Source organism: Methanomassiliicoccales archaeon (genome assembly GCA_013415695.1).
Classification (GTDB): Archaea; Thermoplasmatota; Thermoplasmata; order Methanomassiliicoccales; family JAAEEP01; genus JAAEEP01.
In genome coordinates this window covers 111,971-137,486 of record JAAEEP010000001.1, presented here as the reverse complement: position 1 = coordinate 137,486, position 25,516 = coordinate 111,971, and the positions used below count along the sequence as shown (strand labels likewise).

Annotated in this window: 24 protein-coding genes; 9 read left to right on the top strand and 15 right to left on the bottom strand. The window is 50.4% G+C overall.

Annotated elements, in window-relative coordinates; all coding sequences use genetic code 11:
* Positions 1-49 precede the first annotated feature (49 nt).
* Entirely contained in the window at positions 50-1,291 is a 1,242-nt protein-coding gene (locus GKC03_00705; protein ID NYT11054.1) for an MFS transporter, read from the top strand.
* Between the two features lie 26 nt (positions 1,292-1,317).
* Positions 1,318-2,049, top strand: coding sequence for a hypothetical protein (locus GKC03_00700; protein NYT11053.1), 732 nt, complete (start codon positions 1,318-1,320; stop codon positions 2,047-2,049).
* Here GKC03_00700 and GKC03_00695 read toward each other — a convergent pair.
* Genes GKC03_00695 through GKC03_00680 form a run of 4 tightly spaced genes read right to left on the bottom strand, consistent with a single transcriptional unit; the run spans position 2,046 to position 6,103 of the window.
* Positions 2,046-3,557: an AMP phosphorylase gene (locus GKC03_00695; protein ID NYT11052.1), complete on the bottom strand. Its 1,512-nt coding sequence runs from the start codon at positions 3,555-3,557 to the stop codon at positions 2,046-2,048. The genes GKC03_00700 and GKC03_00695 overlap by 4 nt on opposite strands.
* The gene (locus GKC03_00690) at positions 3,554-4,798 is read right to left on the bottom strand and encodes a ribulose 1,5-bisphosphate carboxylase large subunit (GenBank protein ID NYT11051.1); all 1,245 of its coding nucleotides are present in this window, start codon (positions 4,796-4,798) and stop codon (positions 3,554-3,556) included. Before GKC03_00690 ends, GKC03_00695 begins: the two co-directional genes overlap by 4 nt.
* A 13-nt stretch (positions 4,799-4,811) precedes the next feature.
* The gene (locus tag GKC03_00685; protein ID NYT11050.1) at positions 4,812-5,744 is read right to left on the bottom strand and encodes a ribose 1,5-bisphosphate isomerase; all 933 of its coding nucleotides are present in this window, start codon (positions 5,742-5,744) and stop codon (positions 4,812-4,814) included.
* 53 nt (positions 5,745-5,797) lie between these two features.
* The gene (locus GKC03_00680) at positions 5,798-6,103 is read right to left on the bottom strand and encodes a hypothetical protein (GenBank protein NYT11049.1); all 306 of its coding nucleotides are present in this window, start codon (positions 6,101-6,103) and stop codon (positions 5,798-5,800) included.
* Positions 6,104-6,224: 121 nt separating this feature from the next.
* Here GKC03_00680 and GKC03_00675 point away from each other — a divergent pair, with 121 nt between their 5' ends.
* The 3 genes from GKC03_00675 (at position 6,225) to albA (ending at position 9,119) form a co-directional block, all read left to right on the top strand.
* Complete coding sequence (locus tag GKC03_00675; GenBank protein NYT11048.1) at positions 6,225-7,475, top strand: Glu/Leu/Phe/Val dehydrogenase; 1,251 nt, start codon at positions 6,225-6,227, stop codon at positions 7,473-7,475.
* Positions 7,476-7,778: 303 nt separating this feature from the next.
* The gene (locus GKC03_00670) at positions 7,779-8,687 is read left to right on the top strand and encodes a hypothetical protein (GenBank protein ID NYT11047.1); all 909 of its coding nucleotides are present in this window, start codon (positions 7,779-7,781) and stop codon (positions 8,685-8,687) included.
* 150 nt (positions 8,688-8,837) lie between these two features.
* Positions 8,838-9,119 carry a DNA-binding protein Alba gene (gene albA / locus GKC03_00665; GenBank protein NYT11046.1) on the top strand — a complete coding sequence of 94 codons (282 nt, stop codon included), beginning with the start codon at positions 8,838-8,840 and terminating at the stop codon, positions 9,117-9,119.
* An 88-nt stretch (positions 9,120-9,207) separates the two neighbouring features.
* On the opposite strand, the gene GKC03_00660 is transcribed toward albA, so the two are convergent.
* Positions 9,208-9,957, bottom strand: coding sequence for a DUF835 domain-containing protein (locus GKC03_00660; GenBank protein NYT11045.1), 750 nt, complete (start codon positions 9,955-9,957; stop codon positions 9,208-9,210).
* A 145-nt stretch (positions 9,958-10,102) separates the two neighbouring features.
* Here GKC03_00660 and GKC03_00655 point away from each other — a divergent pair, with 145 nt between their 5' ends.
* Positions 10,103-11,629 carry a hypothetical protein gene (locus GKC03_00655; protein ID NYT11044.1) on the top strand — a complete coding sequence of 509 codons (1,527 nt, stop codon included), beginning with the start codon at positions 10,103-10,105 and terminating at the stop codon, positions 11,627-11,629.
* 2 nt (positions 11,630-11,631) lie between these two features.
* Here GKC03_00655 and GKC03_00650 read toward each other — a convergent pair whose 3' ends face one another.
* Genes GKC03_00650 through GKC03_00640 form a run of 3 tightly spaced genes read right to left on the bottom strand, consistent with a single transcriptional unit; the run spans position 11,632 to position 15,490 of the window.
* A complete protein-coding gene (locus GKC03_00650) occupies positions 11,632-12,672 on the bottom strand; it encodes a class I SAM-dependent methyltransferase family protein (GenBank protein ID NYT11043.1) in 1,041 nt (346 codons plus the stop codon).
* A 20-nt stretch (positions 12,673-12,692) separates the two neighbouring features.
* Positions 12,693-13,862 (bottom strand): NAD(P)/FAD-dependent oxidoreductase, encoded by a 1,170-nt coding sequence (locus GKC03_00645; GenBank protein NYT11042.1) that lies wholly within the window; start codon positions 13,860-13,862, stop codon positions 12,693-12,695.
* A 50-nt stretch (positions 13,863-13,912) separates the two neighbouring features.
* The gene (locus GKC03_00640) at positions 13,913-15,490 is read right to left on the bottom strand and encodes an ATP-dependent DNA ligase (GenBank protein ID NYT11041.1); all 1,578 of its coding nucleotides are present in this window, start codon (positions 15,488-15,490) and stop codon (positions 13,913-13,915) included.
* 337 nt (positions 15,491-15,827) lie between these two features.
* On the opposite strand from GKC03_00640, the gene GKC03_00635 reads away from it, so the two are divergent.
* A complete protein-coding gene (locus tag GKC03_00635) occupies positions 15,828-17,048 on the top strand; it encodes a GAF domain-containing protein (protein NYT11040.1) in 1,221 nt (406 codons plus the stop codon).
* 38 nt (positions 17,049-17,086) lie between these two features.
* Here the strand turns inward: GKC03_00635 and fsa are convergent, their stop codons facing one another.
* From fsa to GKC03_00605, 6 genes are all read right to left on the bottom strand, one after another.
* On the bottom strand, positions 17,087-17,734 hold the full coding sequence (fsa, locus tag GKC03_00630; protein ID NYT11039.1) for a fructose-6-phosphate aldolase: 648 nt from the start codon (positions 17,732-17,734) through the stop codon (positions 17,087-17,089).
* A 3-nt stretch (positions 17,735-17,737) separates the two neighbouring features.
* A complete protein-coding gene (locus tag GKC03_00625; protein NYT11038.1) occupies positions 17,738-18,754 on the bottom strand; it encodes a transketolase family protein in 1,017 nt (338 codons plus the stop codon).
* Positions 18,679-19,512, bottom strand: a complete 834-nt coding sequence (locus tag GKC03_00620; protein NYT11037.1) for a transketolase — start codon at positions 19,510-19,512, stop codon at positions 18,679-18,681. Before GKC03_00620 ends, GKC03_00625 begins: the two co-directional genes overlap by 76 nt.
* A 134-nt stretch (positions 19,513-19,646) precedes the next feature.
* A complete protein-coding gene (gene pcn / locus GKC03_00615; GenBank protein ID NYT11036.1) occupies positions 19,647-20,384 on the bottom strand; it encodes a proliferating cell nuclear antigen (pcna) in 738 nt (245 codons plus the stop codon).
* A 65-nt stretch (positions 20,385-20,449) separates the two neighbouring features.
* Entirely contained in the window at positions 20,450-20,749 is a 300-nt protein-coding gene (locus tag GKC03_00610; GenBank protein NYT11035.1) for a transcription factor S, read from the bottom strand.
* A gap of 141 nt (positions 20,750-20,890) precedes the next feature.
* Positions 20,891-21,910, bottom strand: coding sequence for a hypothetical protein (locus tag GKC03_00605; protein NYT11034.1), 1,020 nt, complete (start codon positions 21,908-21,910; stop codon positions 20,891-20,893).
* A 685-nt stretch (positions 21,911-22,595) separates the two neighbouring features.
* On the opposite strand from GKC03_00605, the gene GKC03_00600 reads away from it, so the two are divergent.
* Both GKC03_00600 and GKC03_00595 read left to right on the top strand, forming a co-directional pair.
* Positions 22,596-23,015 carry a YjbQ family protein gene (locus GKC03_00600; protein NYT11033.1) on the top strand — a complete coding sequence of 140 codons (420 nt, stop codon included), beginning with the start codon at positions 22,596-22,598 and terminating at the stop codon, positions 23,013-23,015.
* Positions 23,016-23,025: 10 nt separating this feature from the next.
* Positions 23,026-24,249, top strand: a complete 1,224-nt coding sequence (locus tag GKC03_00595; protein NYT11032.1) for an MBL fold metallo-hydrolase — start codon at positions 23,026-23,028, stop codon at positions 24,247-24,249.
* Between the two features lie 149 nt (positions 24,250-24,398).
* Here GKC03_00595 and trpD read toward each other — a convergent pair whose 3' ends face one another.
* Positions 24,399-25,514 carry an anthranilate phosphoribosyltransferase gene (gene trpD / locus GKC03_00590; protein ID NYT11031.1) on the bottom strand — a complete coding sequence of 372 codons (1,116 nt, stop codon included), beginning with the start codon at positions 25,512-25,514 and terminating at the stop codon, positions 24,399-24,401.
* Between the last annotated feature and the right edge of the window lie 2 nt (positions 25,515-25,516).

The window sequence follows — 25,516 nt, the reverse complement described above, 5'->3', positions numbered from 1 at the left end:
AAGTGTCAATGAACCTCTGCCTTCAAGGTTAGGCGAGGGGGGATGCCTAGTGAGCATACTGGGCGCGGTCGATCAATACAGGGAGTATGACAGGCGAATCTGGATACTGTTCACCTCGGACCTGATCGTAGCTATCGGGTTCTCAGTGGTGATGCCCTTTCTCGCCATATATCTCCATGATGGCCTGGGCGTCCCAATGTCCATCGTTGGAACCGTCTACCTCGTTGGCGCCTTGATGGCCGCCCTGGGTTCCATCGTAGGTGGAGAGCTATCCGATAGACTTGGCCGACGCCGCGTAATGCTGTTCTCCGTTGGGATGAGGGCTCTTGCCTTCTTCTTAGTGGCCTTGTCAGTGGCCGCGGGTCACGGATTCATCATAATCTCCTTCCTGGTCATAATCAGCTGGTTCTTTGGGTCACTCTTCGAACCCTCTGCAAATGCGATGATCGCCGATCTTGTCCAACCCGGTAGGCGCCTTGAAGCCTATGGACTTCTGAGAGTGGGGGTAAACATCGGCTGGGCTCTGGGCCCCATGATCGGTGGATTCCTTGCAGCCTATTCCTACTCGTCACTATTCATGCTCACGGCAATCTGCAGCTCCGCATCCTTCGTCATGATACTCTTTTGGGTATCCGAATCGATGCACGTGAAAAAGCCCACCACCGGATTCAGCCTGAAGGACATAACCTCCGTCAGGAGCGACAGGACCTTCCTGTATTTCTGCATCACTTCATTCATCCTTTGGATCCTGATATCCCAGATGTCATCCACATACTCGGTGTTTGCCAAGAGCACGGTAGGCCTCGTGGAGACTCAGATAGGATACCTGTACTCGATCAACGGGGCGATGGTCGCCATATTACAGATCCCGATAGCCAGGCTTCTGTCAACGCGGAAGATGACACGCGCACTCATCCTTGGCTCCTTGCTTTACGTAGTTGGTTACTTCATCGCTGGCTTGGCCGGAGGTTTCATGCTCCTGGCCATCTGCATGATCATCATAACCCTGGGAGAGTTGGTAGTCTCGCCCACCTCGATGAACATGGTGGCCAATCTTTCTCCAGAGAAAGAGCGTGGCAGATACATGGGGGTGTTCAGCTTCTTCACCGCGACCGGTTGGTCATTGGGGCCAGCAGTTGGTGGACTTCTGTTGGATAGCATTGCAGAACCGATCATACTATGGGGGGCGATCTCGACCATTGGACTGGTGAGTGCTGTGGGGTATGCAATGCTCGGGCGAAAGCTCTCCCCTGAGGCCGATCGGGCCGGAACTAAAGATGGCAATAATTAAGTCATCTTACGGCCCCTTACATCCGAATGAAGATAATTGGGGTCATGACTGAGGATTTCAACTTCTTCTATGAGATCGTCCAGATCTTGAAAAGGATCAGTGAGTCGTTCATCTCACTCGGATTCGATGATGCAGTACCTATCTCGGTCGGGGTGATCATCACCTCCAAGAGGGAGAAGAATCTGGTGAATTTCCCCAAGGTAGTTGCTTCCAAGGATCCTCAGCATGCTGTTAATCTTGCATTGAGTATCCTCAAAGGAGGGGAGAAGTTCGATCTGGCTATTGTGGGAATCGATCCAGGGCCCCGACCTGGGATGGCAGTAATCGCCGATGGTAGACTCGTTCTCAAGAAGATGATTCAATCTCCAGAGAAGGTATCGGATGAGATCTCTGACATAATCTCCTACATCGGATTTTCCAAACTTATGGTACGAATCGGGCATGGCGATCCCACCAATCGGAATCGTACCATTTGCGCTATATGGGATATCGTTGACAAGATCGAGATAGTGGACGAAACATCCACTACCACCAAGGTGGGATTGCCCGATGTCGAGGCAGCCATGATAATCGCTCAGACCTCGGGTCATCAGGTGATGGAGCGCCCAACTGTTTGCCCTACAGATGGCGAGATACGTGAGATTCAGCGATTGAGTCGCATCGAAAGCGGTGGACGGATCACGATATCTTCGGAGCTTGCGAGAACCGTGGCCAAGGGCGTCATTACCCTGCGTGAAGCGATTGATTCGCAGCTCTAGATCCTCTCGAAGGAGGGAATCTTCTTTAGTAGCATCCCCTCGATGACCACCGGATCCTTTTCACGAGATTTTCCAATTGCTCTATGGAGCTTCGCCTCGTTCTCTGCGTAGATGGTCAGGAGAACTTCACCCTTCTCGACACTGTCCCCCTTCTTCTTCGTGAGAACAAGGCCAGCGCCCTTGTCCTTAGGTGCTCCAGCCGCTCTTGCAATCTTCACGATGACCTGGTTGTCTATGCTGTTGATGTACCCACAGCTCGATGCAAAGATATCATGGGTATGGGTGCCGACCACGATATCCTCAGAGCCAATGTCGGGAGAACCACCCTGAGCTTCCACGATCTCTCTGAATTTCTTCAAGGCTTCTCCAGACTCCAGGATCTCATGGGCTCTCTCTTCCCCTCTGGGTATTCCACCCATCTCCAGGAGCATCCCTGCCAGTCCGCAGGCCTTCTCGATCACCGATCGTGGGTGGTCAGCCCCCTCGAGCACGGAGATGGCCTCCCTCGCCTCCAGCGCGGGTCCAACAGCCCTTCCGACCGGCTGGCCTCCGTACGTGATCGCGCACTCCACCTTTATCCCGAGCCTTTCGCCCAGGTCAATGAAGTCCCTTGAATACGACCTGGCTGCGTCCATGTCCTTGACCTTGGTGCCATCGCCCATGGGTATATCCACCACCAGAAACTGCGAACCAACAGCCTTCTTCTTGGACATGACCGAGGCCAGGAGCTGGGCGTGCGGATCGATTCCAAGGGGATATTCGACTTTGATGATGAGGTCGTCAGCCGGGGCAAGGTTCATGGAGCCCCCCCAAGCCAGTGTTCCCCCCACTTTCTCGGCAATGTTCTTGAGCTGGCTCGAGTCGAACGAGACCTTGGCGAAAACCTCAACAACGTCTGCCGTACCTGCAGCGCTACTGATCGCCCTCGAGGAGGTCTTCGGGATCATAAGTCCCGCTGCTGCCACTATGGGCACTATCAGGAGGGTTACCTTGTTCCCTGGGCATCCACCAACACTGTGGAAGTCGAAAACCGGATGATCGAATTCGATGGTTTCGCCGCTGTCCACCATGGCCTCGGTGAGGTTCGCGGTCTCACTGATGTTCATTCCGTTGATGTAGAGGGCGGTGACATAGGCGGACATCTCCACCGGGGACAGATTTCTATTGGTGATGTCCTGCACTAGGATGTGTATTTCCTCCGATGAGAGCTCCTCCCCCCTCATTTTCTTCTTGATGAAGCTCACCGATTCTGGCTTTGGAGTATATATGACCTCCACTTCTTCCGATGGTTCTATTCCCATACTTTTAAACGCTTTCCCAAGCAGTCCGATCTCACCCTGTGCCAACATTGTGTCTGTGGTCTGGAGAATGGCAGTGATCTCCTTTCTCTCGTGCTTCACCTTGACCCTGTCTTGCTCCCTCACCCCGATCTCCATGCAGTCCTCATCATGCATTACTGCCGTGTACTCACCGGCGTCCATGTCAATATATTTCGCCTTCAGTTTCACTCTAGACCCCACCTGTCAATGGCCATCCTCAATTCCTCGTGGTCCTTGGCGTAGTCCTCTAGGTCTTCCTCCATGACCGCCGCGTCCACTGCCTGGGCCATGGCCCTTGCTCCACCTCTCACACCAAGTGGGTGGCCAGCCACACCCCCTCCAGCTTGGATCTGAATATCTCTCCCTCCTATCTTGACCAGAGAGGGTACCATCCCTGGATGAAGCCCACCGGAACAAACTGGCATGACCGGTTTCAGGGTACCCATCTCCTCAACACAAGCTCTTTTATTGTGGAGGTCCTCCTCTGGATCCCCCTTCATCTTACCCACGCCAAATGTTCCAATGTGAAGCGCATCGCCCCCGCACATCCTTACCAGCCTGGTGAAGACCCTCATCGATACGCCGTGCTCCGGGTTTCGAGTTATCGCCCCGTGCATTGTCCGATGGACATGTATGGGCAGCCTGATTGAGGCATCCTCGGAGAGGGCTTGCACGGCGGCGAAGCCGCAGGTGAGCACATCCACCATGAGCTCTGTAGCTCCCAGATCCTGTGCCCACTCGGCAACCTCAACGATACGGTCTCCTCTCGTGGACACGTTGATCGCGTGCATCATCTTATGCCCGGTCTCTTCTCGAACACGATCAATGGCCTCGGCGATGGAAACCACCCTCTCCTCCATGGGACAGAAGTCCTGGTCGACCAAGGTCTCATCATCCTTCCCGTTCGTCAAACCGCCCATTCCTGCCTCGTATACGTAGTCCGCGGTCTTCGACGGCGATAGCCCTATCTTGGGCTTCACGATGGTCCCCACAAGAGGCTTCTCAGGTCTGTCCAGCAGGGAGCGCATCCCCTCAATCCCGAATCTTGGACCTCTGAATTCCCTGATCATGCTCATAGGAAACTCAACGTCTTCAAGCCTCACGCCCTTTAGAGAATCCAGACCAAAGAGGTTTCCGGCGATCACGCTGAGGATTTGGGGAATTCCCCCCACCTCCAGACTGAAATCCTCAGAGGGAAATGCGATCGTGGCCTTGTCTTTCTGGATGTCGATAACCTTGCCGCTCAATCTATCGAATATATCTTCGCTGAGTGTGGTCAGTCCTGTCCAGGTTCCCGTGGACTGCTCAGTGGCAATAGCCGCAGCTGCCGTTTCCATAGGCAGTTCGCTGCTGATTCGGTACACACAGATGACGTTATCGTCAACATCCACCTTCTCTCCCAGATGGAGATATTTATCTGAATATTCCATTCTAACCCTCCTTTTACCAATCCTCGTTCTCAAACAGGAACTCGTGACCAAGCATTCTAACTATGACCTCGTATGAGGCGCTGGGAGGTATGAGCCCGATTTCCGTGATGATATAGTCAATGTACTCGGGAGGGGTGGCATCGAATACTGGATTGAGCACCTTGACCGTATCCGGCAGTTCGCCTGGCCTCGCCACCTCCTCGGATCCCCTCTCCTCAATCTCGACAGGTTTCCCGGTCAGAGTCATGGGAGAGAATTTGTAGGTCTCCGCACACACAACGAACGGTACTCTTGCTTCGTGGGCGACAAGGGCGATCTGGGAAGTCCCTATCTTGTTTATGACCGCTCCGTTGGAAGATATGGTGTCCGCTCCCACCAGAACTATATCAATATCCTTCATTATCCACCTGACGGCAGAGTCAACTATCAGGGTTACCGGAACTCCTTCTTCGGATAGTTCTCTTACGGTTATCAGTCCCTGTCTCCAGGGTCTGGACTCAGTTGCGAAGACCTCGATGTTCTTTCCCTCTCTAAAGGCGGTCTTAATGACACTTAAGGCGACAGAGCTGTTGCAGTGCGTCAGTATCCTGTCACCATCATTCAATCTCCTTGCCCCCATCTCCCCGATCACCTCGGTCGCTCGATTTGACCTCTCGATGAACAGCTCACCATTCTCCTTGACCAGATCCTTGAGATCGTCCAAGGTTGATGCTTTGCGATAGCCCTTCAGGACAGCCTGTACTCCGTTCCAGAGTGATACTGCAGTAGGCCTGGAGCTAAGAAGTGTCTCCCGCCCCTTCTCCAATTCATTCTTGAGATCATCTAGACCATCCCCTTCGTATCCATCCACCAGGTTCATTAATGCCTCTGCCGCCTGTCTGGCAATCCTTCCTGCTCCCCTGATCTTCATGCTTCTTATGTCATCAGCTACATTCTCCACTCCCATACTGGATCCCCTCTTCTATTCCACAAATCAAACCGATCGAGATTCTCCGATTCTTATTCATCGCTGCAGGGAAGCCTTATCAGGTTTTCCTGGGTTCCTCGGATCTCCTCCCGCAGTCTCCTCAGGTATGCGAGATCTCCTGTCTGGATTATCTCAGTGATCTTCTCTGCGATAGCCTTTCCCACTCCAGGGATATCCTGGAGTCTCCCCTCTTGGTAGTAGTCCCTTAGATCACGATCGAGCGTCGCGATGTTCTTCGCAGCAAGTCGATAGGACCTGATCTTGAAGACATTGTCCTTTCTGGCATCTAGAAGATCGGCTATCTCCTCAAGAATATCGATAACCTTGCCGTTGATCATGAACACACCTTCAACTACCGTGACTGATATCTATTATTCCTGCACTTTTTCTGCAGAGAATATATACCAAATGGTTCAATAAATACTTGCGACCTGAAAAGGGGACTAATGGAGGTATTTAATGCCATATGATAATCCATATGAGGTTGTAAAGGCCCAAGTGGAAAAGGTAGGAGCCCATCTTGGCATTGACAAGGGAATCATCGAAATTCTTAAGAAGCCAGCGAAGGAGCTCACTGTCAATTTCCCTGTGAAGATGGATAGCGGAAGGATTGAGGTACTCACCGGTTACCGTGTTCAGCACAACCTGGCAAGAGGACCAACCAAGGGGGGGATAAGGTACCATCCTCATGTCGGGATCAATGAGATCAGGGCTCTTTCAATGCTCATGACATGGAAATGTGCTGTGGTCAACCTCCCCTATGGTGGCGCAAAAGGCGGAGTCAAAATCGATGTCAAGCAATATAGTAAGAATGAACTCGAGCGGGTAACTAGGAGATTCACGGAGGAAATATCTCACATGATAGGACCGAAGGTGGACATTCCTGCGCCAGACATGTATACTGATCCCCAGATCATGGCTTGGATAATGGACACTTACAGCATGAAGCATGGATATTCCATACCAGAGGTAGTTACTGGGAAGCCCATTGAGATTGGCGGGTCTTTGGGAAGGGAGGAGGCCACCTCTAGGGGTCTCATGGATGCCGTGGAGGAAGCCGCCAGAGTGAAGGGTCTCAAGCTAAAGGGAGCCAAGGTGGCAATACAAGGCTATGGGAATGTAGGATGGCATGCAGCTCGTCTTTTAAATGAGGAGGCGGGGTGTGATGTGATCGCAGTAAGTGATTCTACCGGTGGGATAATGAACAAACACGGTCTGGATCCAAGAAAGGTCTACGAACACAAGCGCCGAACAGGTACAGTGATGGAATATCCCAAGGCGGTCTGCGTCTCCAACGAGGAGTTGTTGGAAATGGAGTGCGACATCTTGGTTCCCGCCGCTCTTGAGAACAGCATCACCGACAAGAATGCCGATAACATCAAGGCGATCATCGTGGCGGAAGGAGCAAATGGGCCCACCTCTCCTGCGGCTGACCGAATATTATCGGAGAAGGGCATCATGGTGATTCCAGATATACTTGCCAATGCTGGGGGTGTGACGGTCAGCTATTTCGAATGGGTCCAGGGGCTACAACATTTTTCATGGTCCTTGGAAGAGATCAAGGAGAGGTTGAAGGGCATCATCGTTCAGTCCTTCTCCAAGGTATTCTCCACCAGTCAGCTTGAGGGAGTGGACATGAGGTGGGCCGCTTACATTGTGGCGATGACGGAGGTAGTGAAGGTTATTGAGCTGAGGGGCATCTTCCCATGAGATGACTTGGCACTACTCCTTCAATAGTAGGAAGCATGGGATTTCCAAGGCGAGAAGACGTCATTACATCGAGGTGGAATCCTGCTCGTTAAATTCTCCAGGTCGCTGAAGGGAGAGGCGATAATCGGTGCACTCCATGTACTTGCCGTAAGGCTTGATGGAAAACTTCAGTACACTCCCATTACCGTATCCTTCACTGGATCTCCAAAAGAAGAGAGAAGATACAATTGCATTTTCCTTGATCTAAGAGGGGAGCGCATCAGGGTCCACGATCCAAGAGATTCTACTCAACTATTATCTGAAATGGGCTATGAGACGGTGATGATTCATCCCGATAGTGAGGTATCTCAGGGCATTGCCGAAATGCTGGAGGAAGCCGCATTGGAGTTTGAATCCAGACCATCCATCGATCGAAATCCTCTGGAAAGGGTAAATCCTGAGAGGATAGAATACTCCGTACTTCCAAGGGATCTTGGCGAGGCCATGATCTTGCTGGTCGTCATTCAAGGGGAGTATGGGAGAAGAATCCTTGATTGGTTGAAGAAGGTCTCGCCACCAACATGGACTGTAGAGTGGATCGAGTTGACGGATGAGATCCCAGAGGTCGTCGATGATCCTGAACCGCTCATACCCGGTGAGATCCCCAAGGCCGATCTCGTCCTTTTTCTTTCTGAGGGAAATAACACACCCCAGCTGGTGCCAGATATAGTGAAGGAAAGCGGAGCTATTGCGCTCATTGCACCAGTGGACCGCACCGAGTGGATGCCACCGGGTCAGATCACCCAGATTAAGAGGACTATGCTTCGTTGGGGTGTGGAGACATCATTTCCCAGGCCGTTCTGCTCCCTCGAGCCGATAGGCTCCGAGGCAATAGATAGGTTCGCGGAGGTCTTCGGGAAACCAGAGTTTGAGATCACTACTGATGATGGAAGAACAGTAAGCGAAATGAGGGTAAGAAGAGGGGCACCATGTGGATGCACGGCCTTCGTGGCCAAGAATATCGCAGGGGCGAGGATCGATGAGGCCGTAGAAAAGGCGGGGCTTCTTCATCACCACTATCCATGTCTTGCTTCCATGGATCGTGAGCCAGATCTAGATGATACCCTGATGCATTACTCTGGTTTGATATTGAAGAGGGATGTGGAGGAAGAGGTCGGAAAGTATCTGAAAAAGGGGAGAAACTTCATCGATCCTCGCCAGTTCAAGAGATGAACTTAATCAAGAGATTGAGAAGAATCAACCGAATCCAAAATGCATCGATCAGGATCCCAATCGTTAGGCAAGTAAAGGTTTGCAGCACTTCGAAACAAATAAATACGCTCCAAATGGTATAAATTAGCAACACCAACAGGGGGGTCAATGATGGCAGAGGAAAACACAGTGTACATTGGCAAGAAACCAACCATGAACTATGTTCTAGCAGTCGTAACCCAATTCAACAGTGGATCAACGGACGTCATAATCAAGGCCAGAGGAAGAGCCATCAGTCGAGCCGTTGATGTAGCTGAGATAGTAAGGAACAGGTTCATACACAATGCCGAGGTCATGGACATCAAGATCCAGACCGAGCAATTGTCCGGAGAAGGAGGTACAACCGCTAACGTATCTTCAATTGAGATTTATATGCAAAACAAGACGCCCTAGTATTGAGTAAGAAGTACATAGATCTCGATTTACTCAGCACTGGAAGCCCTTGAGTGCATCTTTCTTCAGTGTATACTATTTTCTGATTTTACAGCTGCTCCTCGATCTCGCTTCTCAGTCTTCTCAGGTCCTTTTCGTCAAGCAGGCTTGGATCGTAAGGGATCAACATTATCGCCCCTGCATAGGTGACACGGTCCTTCATGTTCTGCAGGAGTCGGAGAATCTTGGAAAATTCGTTGTAGGTCATCAAGTAATCCATTCCTCCCAGCAAGATTACCTTGTCACCTTCTTCTTTTAGGAAATTCATGATGATTGTAGTGAGCATATCCAGACCTGTTGGCGAAAGAGTCATGAAGTCTATTTCGGCCATTCCCTTCTTCGCGGATTCTGGGACTTCAGTCTTGGTCAACCATATCAGCTGGGCTTCCACTCCGTACCTACTCGCGACCTTTTTCGGCTCGATCCTGCTGACACAGAGCCCTTTATACCCACTTTCAATGAGTGATCTCAGAGTCGTAAATGATCTATCGGGGTTCAGTTCCTCGATAATATATGTGCCACCCGCTGATATCTTCGCAACTGGATCTGATTTCTTCTCGAGGACCGAGGGGGCCTCCTCAAGGCTCTCGCCCAACTCAGATTCTACCTCTTTCCTTTTCGTGTCCACCCTTTTCTGGATGTTCAAGATCTTACTCTTGGCTAGAATACGGATCTCTCTTGATTGGTACCCCTTTGTGGTCAGTCCCATGAAGTCATCCCAAGCTTCTTTTAGACCATCTTCGTAGCCTTCCAGGTATCCTCTGGCACGCTCTTTCCTTTCCCTCAACTCATCACTCACCCTCTCAAACACCTCTTTGCATAAATTTACTTCGTAATCATTTCACACGCGACAAAGAGATATCCCTCTTGGGACCAATTTCGTGGATTAGGATTAAAGGATGCAATGAAAAGGATTAAGCAACCCTTCTCCCTTGCGCACTATGATGGCGAGACCTAGGAGATTCAGGGGAGCAAAGGCGACTCCAAAGAAACTGGAAAAAGAACTCCTGGAGAGATCTAGGGAGTTGGCAAAGAACCCTTCCATTCTGATGCCTACCTGTATTGACAAATGCAGGAAATGTGATTTTGATAAGATTCTGAAGAAGATGGAGAAGATCCAGACATATTCGGACAATGCTGAAAGGCTGCAGGCACTTGCCATGCGTGGAGATCAACTTGTGAGGGCATATGCTGCCACAATATCATTGGCAGCAGCGGGTAAGATACCATTCTTGGCGACCGCCAAGGTGCCATCCGGGGATATATCCTACGCAGTCAGGGGGAAGGTGGACAAGGAGAAGCTGATTGGCGTTCAACATTTCGATGACCCTGACCTAAGACTCCTGGCATATTGGGATATCGCCAGAAAGAGGGACATACATCTCTACTCCACCGAAGAGCGTTTGCTCTGCTCGTCTGATCCCAAGGTCCCACCCGCATATGTAGAGGAAATGATGGCGGATGCACCTTACCGGCTAGACAAGAGTGGGAGCTGCGGTCATGAAGATACAAGGACTAAGCTGATTCTTGAATGGGTTTCTGCCAAAGTCACCATAACAGTATGCTCGGAATGTCTGAAGGAGGAAAATCTGGTCCAGAATCTAGCGAGGAGAATTGCTGCCCGCGATCCAACAGATGATTTCAACATAAATGTTGAGCATGATTTTGATTACCTTGGCGGGGAGGATGACTGCGCGGTTGGCCAGGATTACAAGATCTCGTCATCACTGGCTAGCCAATATCTCTCTGGCGATATCGACGACTTGACCCTTGTGGAAAGGTACTTGGAGGAGAAGCTCGCAGCCATTAGAAACTCCGGCAGGACCCTTTATATCGTGGGTGACCAGTGTTTCGGGACTGATAAGGAGACATTCTTGGAGAGAATACGCGGAAGCGAGGTTGAGAAAGAGGCTCTCTCCAATCTGCTGAAAGAGAAGGATGTTCCAATCATCTCTGAGTCCGATCTAGCTGGCAGAATAATCGCCTATCTTTGGTCAGAACACTCCAAGAAATTGCTTTCATACGTCGCTGATGATGAGGATATTTATGTTGCCAGGAAATCAGTCAAGGATGATTCACCTTCCGCTCTTTTGAAAGAAGCACATCGTGTTCATATGAATCGGGAGATTGAATTATCACTGCCATCGTACGCATCACTGGGCGAGGTTGGGGAACTGGCCAATTCCATAGCCAGGACATTCAAGATTGAGGGAAAGGAAGCCACTCTAAGAGCCATCGAGAAGGTGCGTTCCCGGGGTCACAGGATGAGAGCTGTCATATACGCTTTCATCTCTGCGCTTGAAGCAGCTGACTCCAAAGGCTGGCAGTTCACCAGCGAGGAGAAGGATTTTGGCGGCTACCTTGCTCAATTCGCCTCCCGCCTTATTGAATCTGAGGGAGAAGAGTACCACGACGCCCTCAAGGTCCTGGTGGATGCCAGTGGTGCGGTGGAGGAAGTAGTGAGAGACTGAGCCTATCGTAGAACCTTGAAATCCACAACGAAGTGAGAAACCGCGGGTGCGTACGATTTCACTTCTCTTAATGAGATTATCTCAGCACCCCTTTCCTTAGCAGCCTTGAGGACGAAAGCCTCTAGCAAACCAACCTGATCCACAGGGGCGGTGTCGTGATAATGCACTATCCCGCCCGGCTTTACCAGATCGATGCCCTTCTCCAAGAATTCACCTGTGCCAACATATCCCATGATCACCCGGTCAGCGACTTGACTCAAAGGAAGATCCCGATTATCCCCCCCGAATATCTCTACTACAGATTCTACTCCGTTGAGTTCCAAATTCTTTTCCAGGTAGTGCTGAGCATCCCGATTGATCTCGCAAGCAATGACATTGTGTGGATTGCCATGCACCGCCAAGGGAAGCGTGAAGTAACCGATGCCCGCGAACATGTCCACCACAGTTTCTCCCGAGCAGTCGATATTTCCCATTCTCAGGCGTTCATCAACATTGCCTGAGGAGAACATGACTCTTTTGACATCCATCATGAAATGTACCCCGTTTTCATAATGAATCGTTTCAGTATCCGTTCCCAGAATTACTTCCACAGATGGTAATCGGTAAACCCCTGAGATGCCTCTCAAATCCTCACAAACCGTCTTAGCTTCCAGTACTTCCGCGTAGGTCTTGGCCACCTGTATCTTCAATTGTGCGATCTCCTTGGGAAATCTCATTATGAGGATGTCTCCAACTCTCTCCCATTTCCTCGGTAAGAACGGGAGCGCCCAGTCCTCCAACTCGATTTTGTCGATGATCCTCTCCATAGGTGAGCGGTAACAGCACCTTGAATCCGTATCTCCCTCGACGACCTCAATGCCCATCTCCTCCATCTTCATGGTGTCGAACCCTTGGTTAAGAGGAATAAGGACGTAATCACCATCCTCCACGATCTTCCTGTCCTTCCTTACGGACCCCACTCTCTTCAGTCCCTTTCGGACTTCTTCGGCGCGGGAGCGGGGTACTTTGGCCAGCCGCGAACCGCCATCTTCACCACAATCCATTTTTCCCAACTTCCAACGCCTCATCTCGATAGGAACGAGCCCAGGATCTGTGGAGAGAACCTAACCAGAGAGGGGACCAGCCTCAGCACCTTTGGCGCAAGAAGACTGGGTTGGTCTATGTCCCCGCTGGAAAGAAGTTCCTCAACTTCTGGCTTCTTGAGAATCTTCCCAACCTCGTCCAGCTTTTTGTCGTTCATCCGAAGGAAGACCTTTCTCAGTCTATACCCCCGTTCTAGTTCCCTGCCAAGAGCTCCCTTCCATCCTATCTCGTACCTTGACAGGCTCTTCTTAGATAGATCATCTTCGTCTAGTGATTCTATTGCCGTGGAGGCAGCATAGTCCGCTGCCACCATTCCTGTATACAGCCCTCCACCGCTCAAAGGTTTTGCCTGGGCTGCCGCATCACCTACCAACATGACCCGATCAGTGTAACTTCTTGGAACGGTTCCCAGAGGAATAGCTCCTCCCATCGTCCTTAGTCTCGTGGCATCGTCCAATTTCATTCTCCCGAGCAATTTATCAAGGAAGCTGCTCGGGGCTGAATTTCCGGAAGACACGCAAAGACCCACCCTAGTGAAATCACCGCAGGGTATGCTCCAGGCGAAGAATCCAGGAGCCCAACCGCTCCCTAGAAAGACCTCCACCCTATCCTGATCCTCGACCTGGTGGTCCAAGTCCACCTGTATTCCTTTGATCATCTCGCGTGGCCCTTTCAGTCCAGCCTTTTTTCCGACATTGGACTTCCACCCATCAGCACCTACCACCAGCCGAGTGTGGAAAATCTTCTCGCCGTTAGGGGAATCCACTTTCAAGGCCATTCCATTGGCTGAGGATTGGAGTTGCCTGAACCTGTGATTAGAAAGAAATTCAGCCCCATTCTTCAGGGCCCTCTCATGGCAGATGACATCAAATTCCGCCCTGTCGATCACCACGGCCTTAGTTTCCTCTGCCATGATTTCCAGATCTTCTCCACCAGGAAAATGTATCAATGCCCCACGAAGCTCGTTCAACACAGCCCGTTCAGCATCCGCGGCCCCCACCACCCTTGGAGTGACCAAACCAGCACACTGGACTGGCTTTCCTGGAAAAGAATGCTCCTCCAGGATAACAGTATCACACTCTTTGGCGGTTCCCTCCGCCACCCTGCTTCCAATAGGTCCTCCGCCTACCACAATCAAATCGCGGGGCATCATCATCGAATTGCTGTCAGATATTTCTTTTTTATTGAGGTCATCGGCAATCAAAGCTCTGCATCCGTTTCGAATCGCTCCTTTCTATCGAACTGCAAGTTGTATATCCTCTCAACCTCACTAAAGGTATCCGCATCCTCGGGGGGCTTATCTTCCCTAATGGCCTTTATCCTGGCAAATCTCAAAGACATCTTCGATGGATATTTTGAACTGGCCTGTACTTCATCAAAAGCCACTTCCACGACTATCCGTGGTTGGACCGTGACCACATAGTCCTCCTCTTCGATCTTCAGTTCTAGAAGCCTTCTTGTCATCCATTCGAATTCGGTGTCAGTAAGGCCCTTGAAGGTCTTCCCAACCACTGAAAACCCACTACCTTCAACGGCTGCGAGGTAATAATCGCTCAACCAACCCCGCCTTCTTCCATGACCCCACTCTGCTGCAACTATCACCAGATCAAGAGTGTGACTCCGTTTTATCTTCAACCACTTCCTTCCCCTCTTTCCCATGGTGTATTGACTATCAAGTTCCTTTGCGATCACCCCCTCGTGTCCATCCTCTAATGCTTTCTCGTAGAATTCATTGGCCTTCTCATAGCTAGATGTCACAATCCGCGGGGCGAGGAGGTCTGCAGGGAAAATCGATGCCAATTCTTCATACCTTTTTTGATATGGGATTGACATGAGGTCTCTCTGGCCTCTGAGCAGGATGTCGAAAAGGAATAGCCTGATGGGAACGATCTTGCTCATCTCCTCAACTTCATTTATCCTTCTGAACCTTCTCATTAGATCCTGGAATGGAAGGGGGCGTTCTCTATATGCCACCACCTCTCCCTCAACAATGTATCTCCTCTCAGGAAAAGCCTTAGCCATTTCCAGGATCTCGACAAGACTCTCAGTCACCTCTGTTAGCCTTCGGCTGAAAACCCTGACCTCGTCTCCATCCTTGTGAACCTGGACCCTCACACCATCCAGTTTGTACTCGAAGGCAGCTTTTCCCATGATTCGGAGGGCTACATCCACCGATTCAGCGGTCTCCGCGAGCATCGGACGTATTGGGACGAACATTCTTGCCGAGATTTCAAATTCCTCTCTAGCCAGAGCCATCTCTGCCAGTCTACCGATGTCGCCCAGGATCATGTTAGCTCTCTTCACCTCTTCCAGATCTTTCCCAGATGCTCTAGCTATCCCTTCCAGTATCACGCCCTCACTGGCCCCTATCCTCATTTCCCTGTATAGGCTCCGCTTCAGGTACTTCCCTGCAAGTGGAGAGAGCCTTCCGAAAAGGTTTCTGAGTAAGTTCTCCTTTACCTTCCTTGATCCAGGTCCAGTGCTATCGGCGATTTGGTATAGCATTGGGATGACATCGACCAACATTACCTTCTCGTCGAAAAGCGTGCTCTGTCGTGCTCCACTCTGCACCTTCTCGATGGTGACATACCCCACATCAAGCTTCCTTGAGTCCATCTCAGGGAAGGGCCTACCCAGCAGTAATAGTATGGCCGGTTTAATCTCGTTGCTATCCAGTGTATCTAGGAACCCGGCAATGAACTCGACCTTCCGCTTCCTAGAGCTTGTGGAGGCCACCATCTCGCAAAGATCAGCGAAATCATCCATGGAAGCAGGCACGGACCTAACATTGCCCAACGGACGCTATCAATATTTCGCACTAACTTCTGAGGAATCAGCGAGACTGCAAACTTTAAATCTCACAATCGCAGAATGTCGATCTGGAAGATACTTGTCCAACGTTCTTTGCGGGTTTACCAGGCGTTTGATACACCTTTCCAATTTCAGTTTCATTCCTTTTCCAGATGGAACCAGCGACGAAATCCAGAACGATACAAATATAACTATTCTCATTGAATGTTCATAAGGAATCCAAGAACAACTATGATGGCCACGTCTTTCCCTTAGATGGTGTGGGATATGCAATCTCTGGCATGAGATTTGCAGGGGTGATGTCGTGAATGAAGACAATGTTGAATTGCCGATGAGGGATGATGGAACAGATGTCCTTTCCCTTCTTATCCGCTCACTACTGGAGCCTCAGGAGTTTGATGTGTTTGTCGCAAAGATCTTTGATTCCTGCAAGTCATTCATTGGTGTGGGTGGTGGATACATCGCCCTATTTGATAGAGATGGACACGACCACGAAACTGTCTATCAGGATCTTGAGAAATTCGCCATATTGGATGTGGATAAGATCCTAATGGTTATCCAAGGGCTAATTGGGAAGGAGTATCGACACGGCATTGCCAGTTACTGCAACGACCTCTCAGACTCATCTACTCTTGATCATTCATCCCTTGAGAATCTTCCGTTCGAGAACCTTCTCTTCATCCCTCTCGTGTTTGAAGGTGAGCGAAAAGGTGTCATGACTTTACTTGATAAGCCAGGAGGTTTCACCGATGAAGATGCAGAGATGGCCATCAATTTCGGTAACATAGTAATAATCGCCATGAAGACCTGTCAAAGAAAGGATCTACCCGATTCCATAAAAGACAGCAGCGAGAGAAACGCGACCAAGAAGGCCCTTGAGATGGCCAATAGGAAACTGAATCTACTTGGTAGCGCCACGCGGCATGACATTCTTAACCAGCTCATGATAATTGTTGGATATGAGGGCATCATAGAGGGACTGATCGAAGATGAGAGAATCACTGGCTACTTGAGAAAGCTAAAAGATGCCGTCGAAAGGGTCAACAGACTTCTGGAATTCCAGAGAGATTACGAGAACATGGGAACAGAGATGCCAGCGTGGACCAGGGCCTCGGATATCGTCTACTTGGCTGTTTCAAAGCTGGATATGGGCCGCGTGAGAATGAATGTGGACCTAGATGGTTTAGATATGTTCGTCGATCCACTGATGGAGAAAGTCTTCTATAATCTCCTTCACAACAGCCTGGAACACGGTGGTACGGTGAGTGAGATCAGGATTCATATGACCGAAGATGATGGAAATCTATTTTTGATCTACGAGGATGACGGCAGGGGAATTCCGGCAAGGAACAAGGAACGAATATTCGAGTATGGTTTCGGAGAGAATACCGGACAGGGTCTTTTCCTTTCCAGGGAAATCCTTAAAATAAACGATATTGAAATTCGGGAGTCAGGACAGGAAGGGTCGGGCGTCAGGTTCGAGATGAAGATTCCACCAACCCACTTCTCCATGGCAAATGGCTGAGCTATGAATCAACGATCTTTTCAGATGCTTGAGCAGGATCAGCGTTTCTCAACCTTCTCCCAGTCCTTGAGAAACCTTTCGATACCGATATCTGTGAGTGGATGTTTGAACATCTTCTTCAGTACGGCGTAGGGAATGGTCGCTATATGGGCCCCCATCCTTGCCGCCTCCAGAACGTGTGTCGGATGTCTCACGCTCGCCACTATGATCTCCGTTTCGAAGTCGTAGTTCCAGAGCATATCAAGCGTCTCCTCCACCACGTCCATGCCGTAATGCCCTATGTCATCCAATCTCCCTACGAAAGGTGAGACAAAGCGAGCACCTGCCTTGCATGCCAGCAGTGCCTGAGCGGGTGAGAATATCAGTGTCACGTTGACATCGATCCCCTCGCTGGACAATACTTTTGTCGCTTTGATGCCCGCTTCTGTCATGGGAACCTTGATGTTGATATTCGGATGTATTTTAGAAAGTTCCCTACCTTCTTTGATTATCCCATCAGCATCCAGGCTCATAGCCTCCGCACTGATGGGTCCATCCACAATCTCGCATATCTCCTTCACAAGGGTCTTGAAGTCCTTGTTCTCCCTTGAGACAAGGGTGGGGTTTGTGGTCACACCATCCAGTATACCCCAGCTGTTGACCTCTCTAATCTGGTCGATGTTGGCGGTGTCGATGAATATCTTCATCCGTCATCTCCTCCGGATAACTTCTTTGGCGGCGGCAACGACCTTTTCCTTGGTCAAGCCATACTTTTGCATGAGTTCATCGCTTTCCCCCGACTCGCCAAATAGGTCGGGAAAGCCTACCCGCCTCATGGGCACATTTTCATTCTCGACAAGGTAGCAAGCTACAGCACTTCCCAATCCCGTCAGGTAGTTGTGCTCTTCCACTGTAACGATGGCCCCTGTCAATCTCGCCGATCTGGCCAGTACTCGTTCGTCGAGGGGCTTTATAGTTGACATATTGACGATCTCAGCTGAGATCTCCTCTGATTGAAGGATCTCAGCAGCTTCCAAGCACACCGCTACCATCTGTCCAGTGGCAACCAGGCTCACATCTTCTCCTTCCCTCATGATCGTTGCCTTACCAATCTCAAAAGGTTCCTCCTTAGAGGTGATCACCGGAAAGTCGACCCTTCCCAGGCGGACGTAACAAGGACCAGGCCAATCGGCAACCGCTCTAACGGCCTTATAGGTCTCGTTTGCATCTGCCGGGACCACAACGGTCATGTTTGGAAGCGTGCGCATCAGGGCGATGTCCTCGGCAATCTGATGAGAGGCTCCATCACCACCTACTGTCACACCGGCGTGCGAGGCTACAATCTTCACATTGAACTTGGGATACGCAATGGACTGCCTTATCTGATCCCAGCATCTGCCCGTAGCGAATACCGCGAAAGTGGATGCAAACACGGTCTTACCGCTCGCTGAAAGTCCTGCCGCAGTCCCCATCATGTTCTGTTCTGCTATCCCGCAGTTGAAGAACCTTTCAGGAAAGACCTCGCCGAACTTAGAGGTCTGGGTAGAAGTGGAAAGATCTGCGTCAAGAACAACGATATCCTCCCTCTCCCTACCAAGGTCGATAAGAGCCCGGGCGTACTCCTTTCTCTGTGCCGCGTACTCAAATCTCACTAAGATTCCTCCAGTTCGTTCAGAGCGATTTCTAGCTCCTCGTCGCTTGGAGGAGTGCCATGGAATCTCAGGCATCCCTCCATGAAGGAAACACCCTTGCCCTTGACCGTGGTGGCTATGATCATTGTGGGTTTCCCCTTCACCTGTTTCGCTCTCTCACAAGAAGTTAGGATCTCTCTCATGGAGTGGCCATCTATTTCTATGACATTCCAGCCAAAAGCCTTCCACTTATCATAAAGTGGCTCGGAACACATCACCTTCTCTGTAGCCCCATCGATCTGGAGACCGTTCTTGTCTATGAATGCAGTGACATTATCCAGTCTGTAATGGGACCCAAGCATCGCTGCCTCCCATATCTGGCCGCTCTCCATTTCCCCATCGCCGCAGAGGCAGTATATATGGTGCGGTTTTCCATCCAACTTCGCAGCTAGCGCCATTCCGTTCGCCACGCTCAGGCCTTGGCCGAGGGAACCCGTGGACATCTCGACCCCAGGGGTCTTGGATCTTGAAGGGTGGCCCTGAAGCCTGCTGCCTAGTTTCCTCAGTGTCAGGAGTTCCCCGACTGGGAAGTATCCGCTCTCAGCCAAAGCCGCGTAATATGTGGGGGCGGCATGACCCTTGGAGAGAACTAGGCGGTCTCGGCCATCCCAATAAGGTTCCTCTGGACGGTGATTCATGATCTTGAAGTATAGCGCGGTTATTATGTCCGCGTATGAAAGCGAACCACCAGGATGTCCGGAGCCTGCAGCATGAGTCATCTTCAGCACATGTTTCCTGATGACCTTGGCCTTCTTCTCCAGCTCTAGAATCTCATAGTCAGTGTATTCAACCACTACGGGCCACCTCGTTCTGCGGATGTGGAGTTCGAGCAGTAATGGGCGAATGCATTAAAAGCTTTTGTAATTGTGGGAATTTAGGACCGCAATATTGGCCGATGGACATGGCGCATTACATTCTTCGGAATTCTCTATTCGCTCTCAATCCTTGGAGCAAGGAGGTAGCTAACACGGCCCTTGTCGCCAGCAACATTGAACTCCATCTTCACAGGGTAGTCATTACCTAGGCTTATTTGGACGACTGTACCCGCAGAGATCGCCCTTATCATATTGGAGAAGTAATCCAGTGGGAACAAGCTCCGCACGCTCTCCTCGCTTTGCAGAGAGACCAATGAGTCCTTGTCAAGTTTCAGACTGACGGTGTCCGTATCTCCTTCAGAGTATAATTCGAAACCCTCTGCGTTAGCATTCATAGCGATATGGTCAGAAACGCTCTCCGCTGCCCTGATACCCTTCTGAAGCTCCTCAGCACTAACTGACAACTTTGTGGGAAGATCGAGGTTGGGTACCTTTGGGTCGGACATTCCAGTAGTATCGACTAGGTTCATCCTCCTGCTGACGTTGCCCACGTTCATAATCAGGCGATTTCGCTCCTCATCCTGTTCCATATCTATGATATCCCCAGACTTTGCCAGTCTTAGGACCTCTTTGATCTTGTCCAGGTCAATACCCAACTCGGTATCATCCGCCACGAACTCCTCGAATGCGCCCTTCTCGACCTCAAGATCAACCATGGCAACATGAGCTGGATCAACAGCCTTTAGAGAGAATCCTTCAGAGTTGATGTTGAACTTGGCCTCGTCAACCAGAGTCGAAACGATGTCGACGATACCTTTGAGAGTCTCAGACCTGACCTTGGCGTGGAACATTAAATAACCCCTGCTCCTAAATGAAATATCTCTAATTAAACCTTGCTCAGGTTCGATTGCTGGAATTAGTATTCACGCCAGGAATGGCCGCACTCGGTGCATCGGTATATCCGGGTCTCTGGCTCGTCCGCTGCTCGTGTCTGCCTCAGTACCCAAAACGCCTCATAGTGGCCACATTTGGGACATTCCACACGCGTCTTAGGGAGTGTAGGGGCATTGGAATCGATTACGGCGATTTCTCTTTCCCGGGTCTTGGTCTTGAATGTTTGTGAAGTCCCATTGGTCTCCTTCTCACAATCACATCGGCTGCACTTGAAAAACCCCTCTCTCGGGAACATCAACGAACCACATTCTGGACAGAACATATCATTATCGCCAATTTCGGGTTAATCTATGATTCTATAAAAACTCTTCTGAGTTAAACTTTCTACAATTCATCATCTGGCCATCATAAAAAGTGATGTGGTGTGGAGAGGTGACTGTGGACTTGTGGGAGGAAAAAGAGCTCAGATGAACTCCCAGTCTCCATTGCGCTGAAGCTGCTCCTCAGGAGCTTTCGGTATCTCTGATTGCCCAGTTTTGACCAGGCGTTTCCTGCTCCCCTTCTTGACGAAGGGTACGCTTTTGTTCTTACCGTGTACCTTCCTCTCCACTTTCTTCTGGTTCTTGATCATGCTTTGATTCCTAGCTTGAAGTAGCTTCAGTTCCTGGGGGTCGATGTCGCCTACCCCTTCCTCCCGGTGGATTGCACGTCGGGTAGGCTGGATAGTCTGCTCTGGTAGATAATCCGCATAGGCCCTGGCACCGAGGGGGGTCATTTCCTCGAAACTCATGGGGGCGGTGGTTCTCCTCCTAGGCTGAAGCAAATGAGCTGACCAGGAGGGTATGGAAGAGGCGACTTCCTGGGGGGAGGTGTGTGTGCCTTCAACTACGACAGTGGTCTTTGGACCACCGGTCTTAGAAACATAATCCATCTCCCTCCTGGTCTGCTCGGAAAGAATCCCACCAATGTATGCGAAAGCGATAGTGATGATATAGCTGTCCAAACGAAGAGAAGTAGTTGCCTGGATCGCATCCAGGAACGAATCGAGGTACATGACGCTGAAGTTCAGGAACGGCTCTATTAGAGGAATTTCGGCGGCGATTGACCCAAGCAGGGCAGCAGGTGAAAGACTGATCCCGAAGAACTCAGTGGGTAGATAACCCATATCCATTGCCATCATGACGACGAAGAATACCGTGACTGGAATCAGTGCTGCAGCCACTCCCTTCCAGGGCGTGCCCGCTCTTCTTCCTCCAACATATCCGGCGATCATTTGCCCGAAGATGGGCAACCACCAGAGCAGCAATGAAAGGAAGAAAGTGTATCTAACGGCGCTCCAGAAACTATAGGCCACCTTCGCACCCTTGAACCTCTTGCCCTCGTCGTCTTCGTAGAAGTCGGGCACTCGGTAGACTCCTCTGTGGATGAGTGAATAGGTGGCCTCATCCTGTTCTTGACGCTTGCGTCTGAATAACACTCCCATCCCTTCGGTCGGACATAACGTCCGACATTCTGTTTATCTTTTTGATACTATAAATAACTTTTCTGATTCAGGTTGCTGGCGGGAAAATCTTGCTTCGATTTTAGATTAATTGAAAGGCGACTTTCTTGGCAGACGTATGCACATTATGTGTCCGACGATCACCTGGGAAGATAATAATGAAGGCCACATTCTTGAAGTGCCCGGCGAGTGCTTTCTGGGGTGATATGCCTCGGTTCCGACAGGTGCCGCATGATATCATCAATGGGATAATCGAGGAATTCTGACAGCTTCTTGAGGCGTTCTAAAGGAAATGCTTGCTTGCCTAAGAGTATCTGCCTTATGCTCCAACCAGGGTGGACTCTGCTGCGATAACCCAGAACACGTCCGAGTTTGTTAATGCTCCCTGCCTTCTCTATTCCCTTCTTAATAAGGGGGACCCTAAATGAAGAATTGAGCCATACTTTTTGAATGCGCCTACTTTCATTTCTAAGGGAGAAATTGCCCCCCTTTCCAAACTCAGACACAAATGATAATTTTATTCCGAAATATTAACTATTTTCGAAAGACGGTAATAAGCGAAGAAGGAAAAAGGACTAAAAATCAAAAAAGAGTGCGAATACCACCGATGGGCTTCCGATTCGAAACCACAAAAGGTTTATATGCACTTCAGGGTAGCGGAAATATCATGAGCACATACAGGAAGGTGCTAGAGGTAAGAACCCAAGGAGAGGGAGACATAGTTGACATCTCCGATGGGGTCAGAGATGCAATTTCCGAATCTGATATCTCTGATGGTCTGGCCTGCGCCTTCGTTCCCGGCTCAACCGCGGCAATTGTGACCATAGAGTTCGAACCCGGTTTGGAATCAGACCTGAGAGATGCACTCGAGCGTTTGATACCAAAGGAGATCGAGTACGATCACCATCGTCGATGGGGTGATGGAAACGGCCACTCGCATATACGAGCATCATTCCTCTCACCATCGTTGACAATACCCTTTCAGCATGGAGTCGCTGACCTTGGGACATGGCAGCAAGTGGTCCTGATAGAGCTGGATGTGAGATCAAGGACAAGACGCGTGATCGTTCAAGTCATGGGGGAATAGAGAGGTATTCATTATGAGATTCAAGTTCCTTGGCGGAGCCGACATAGTGGGCAGGATGGGTCTGCTGATAGAGAACAGGGGTGCCAGCCTGATCTTTGAATATGGTATGAATGTGGCCAAACCGCCCACTTATCCCATCCCTGCCCCCCCCGTCGATTTTGGTTTCCTCACTCATTCGCACCTCGATCACAGTGGGATGATACCGTGGCTGTGCAGGAAGTACGATACCGAGATTGTGGCAACGCCTTGCACAATATCAATCACAAGGCTTCTCCTCGAGGACAGCTTGAAGGTAGCAGATCTTGAGGGGTTTCCCAAGCCCTTTGACCCCCATGATATTCGGACCACCATGAGGAACTTCATTCCCATGGATTTTGGTGAGACCATCGATGTTGCGGGGTTGGAGGTCGAGCTCCACAGCGCTGGACACGTACCAGGTGCCACCATGTACGAGATGCGTGGCGATGAGACCACACTTTTCACCGGTGACCTGAACACCATCAACACCCGTCTAGTCTGGGGAGCGCATCCCGTTCGATGCGATAACCTCATAATGGAATCAACCTACGCAGGTAGGAGCCAGCCGGATCGACTCAAGACCGAATACCTGTTCCTTGAGAAAGTGAAGGAGGTTGTCGAACGTGGCGGCAAGGCTGTGATTGCGTGTTTCGCCGTCGGCAGGACACAGGAGATGATGCTGATCCTCAAGGAGCTGAAATACGATATGTGGGTAGATGGGATGGGTAAGACCGTCAACAGGCTTTATCTGGACCATCCAGAGTATCTTAGGAATGAGAAGGATCTGAGGCGGGCAAAGAGACGATTCAAGGAGGTCCGTTCTCCTTCTCAGAGAGGAATGGCGCTAAAAGGAGATGTCATAGTGACCACTGGCGGCATGTTGGATGGAGGGCCAGTTCTGGGCTATCTCCAATCAATCAAGGATGACCCCAAGAGCGCACTGCTGATCACTGGATTCCAGGCGGAAGGGTCCAACGGCCGAATGCTACTGGACCGCGGGGTAATCTATGACCGAGGAGTAGAAATCAAGGTCAAGTGCGAGGTGCATAGATTCGACTTCTCAGCCCATTGCGACCACGATGCCCTTGTCGACTTCGTTAGGGCTTGTGATCCAGAGAATGTGGTACTCTGTCACGGAGAGGATCGGGAATCCCTGGCAACAGATCTCGATTGCAGTGTAATTCTTCCTGATCTGGATACCTGGTACGAGCTTTAGGGATAAACGGGAAGAGTCTTCTTTCAGGCTCAGAAAGGATCAAAGATCTCGGATTGAATGGAAAGACCCTTAGATCTGAAAACCAACGATCTTATGAACCGGATCGAATTTTAGATCATGAGGTACGAGGACATTCCCCATCGTACAGACTACTCTATTGCCCTGTCGATCAATTTTTCCAGCTTCTCTTCTCCCTTTTCCGGAGCCGCGTTCTGAGTCCTTACCCATTCTTTGAGCTTATCGATCACCACACCACCGTCTATAATCTCATTGGCCCTTTGGAAACCATCCTCCCAGCTCTTTGACTTTCCCATCATATATAGGATGGGAGCGGTGTTCAGGCAGACGATGTCCCTTCGCGAACCTTTAGAATGCCCCCCGAGTATCCTAATGAAATGAAAGGCTTCTTCCGACCTCTCGAATGAGCAGAGCAACTCCTCCTCACGAGCGTCCACAATATCAAAATCTTCTGGAAAGAGGTTGTAGGACTCGATCTCACCATCGGGTAAGAGCTCCGCCACCTTCGTTTGACCCAGGATGGACACCTCGTCCATGCCAAGGGCCCCATTGTGGTTCAATCCATGGAAAACGATTGCCCTCTCGTAACCAATCTCCTTCATGGTCTCGATAACAGGAATGATCAATTCGGGCGAGTACACTCCCCTCACCCCATATGAAGGGGCCGCGGGGTTTGCCAGCGATCCTGCCATATTCAATATGGTTCCGAATCTGATCTTGGACAGGATGCGGAAGAGCGCTGTAGGATGCACCTTCGGGCTATTGCCGTTGAATATTCCAATTCCAGCCGATTCTATGCTCTTCTTGACAATCTCCATATCGCAATCAACATCGACACCTAGCTCCTCCAGGATGTCCACCACTCCACATCGGGATGTTATTGCCCTTGCTCCATGCTTGGCCAGATATACTCCGTCGGCCGCGGCGATCAACGAGGCAGCTGTGCTAATGTTGAAGGTCTTAAGGGTATCCATGCCAGTGCCGCAATTGTCCACTAGCGGACCGTTTACCTCGGGTTTGACCTTAACTGTATCATATTCGTAAATGGCCTCCCACGCACCAGCCAATTCCTCAGGGGTCATCATCTTGGCGGTAATGGCCGCCAGGAACGCACCCTGTTGGAGGTCTGGCTGTTCATCAAGTAGAACTTCCCTGAACATCTCAGTGGTCTCCTCCCTTGTGAGATCCTTTCCTTTCAGAAGCGCATCTACTTTCAGTCCGAATTGCTTGAGTTTCTGCTCCAAAATAT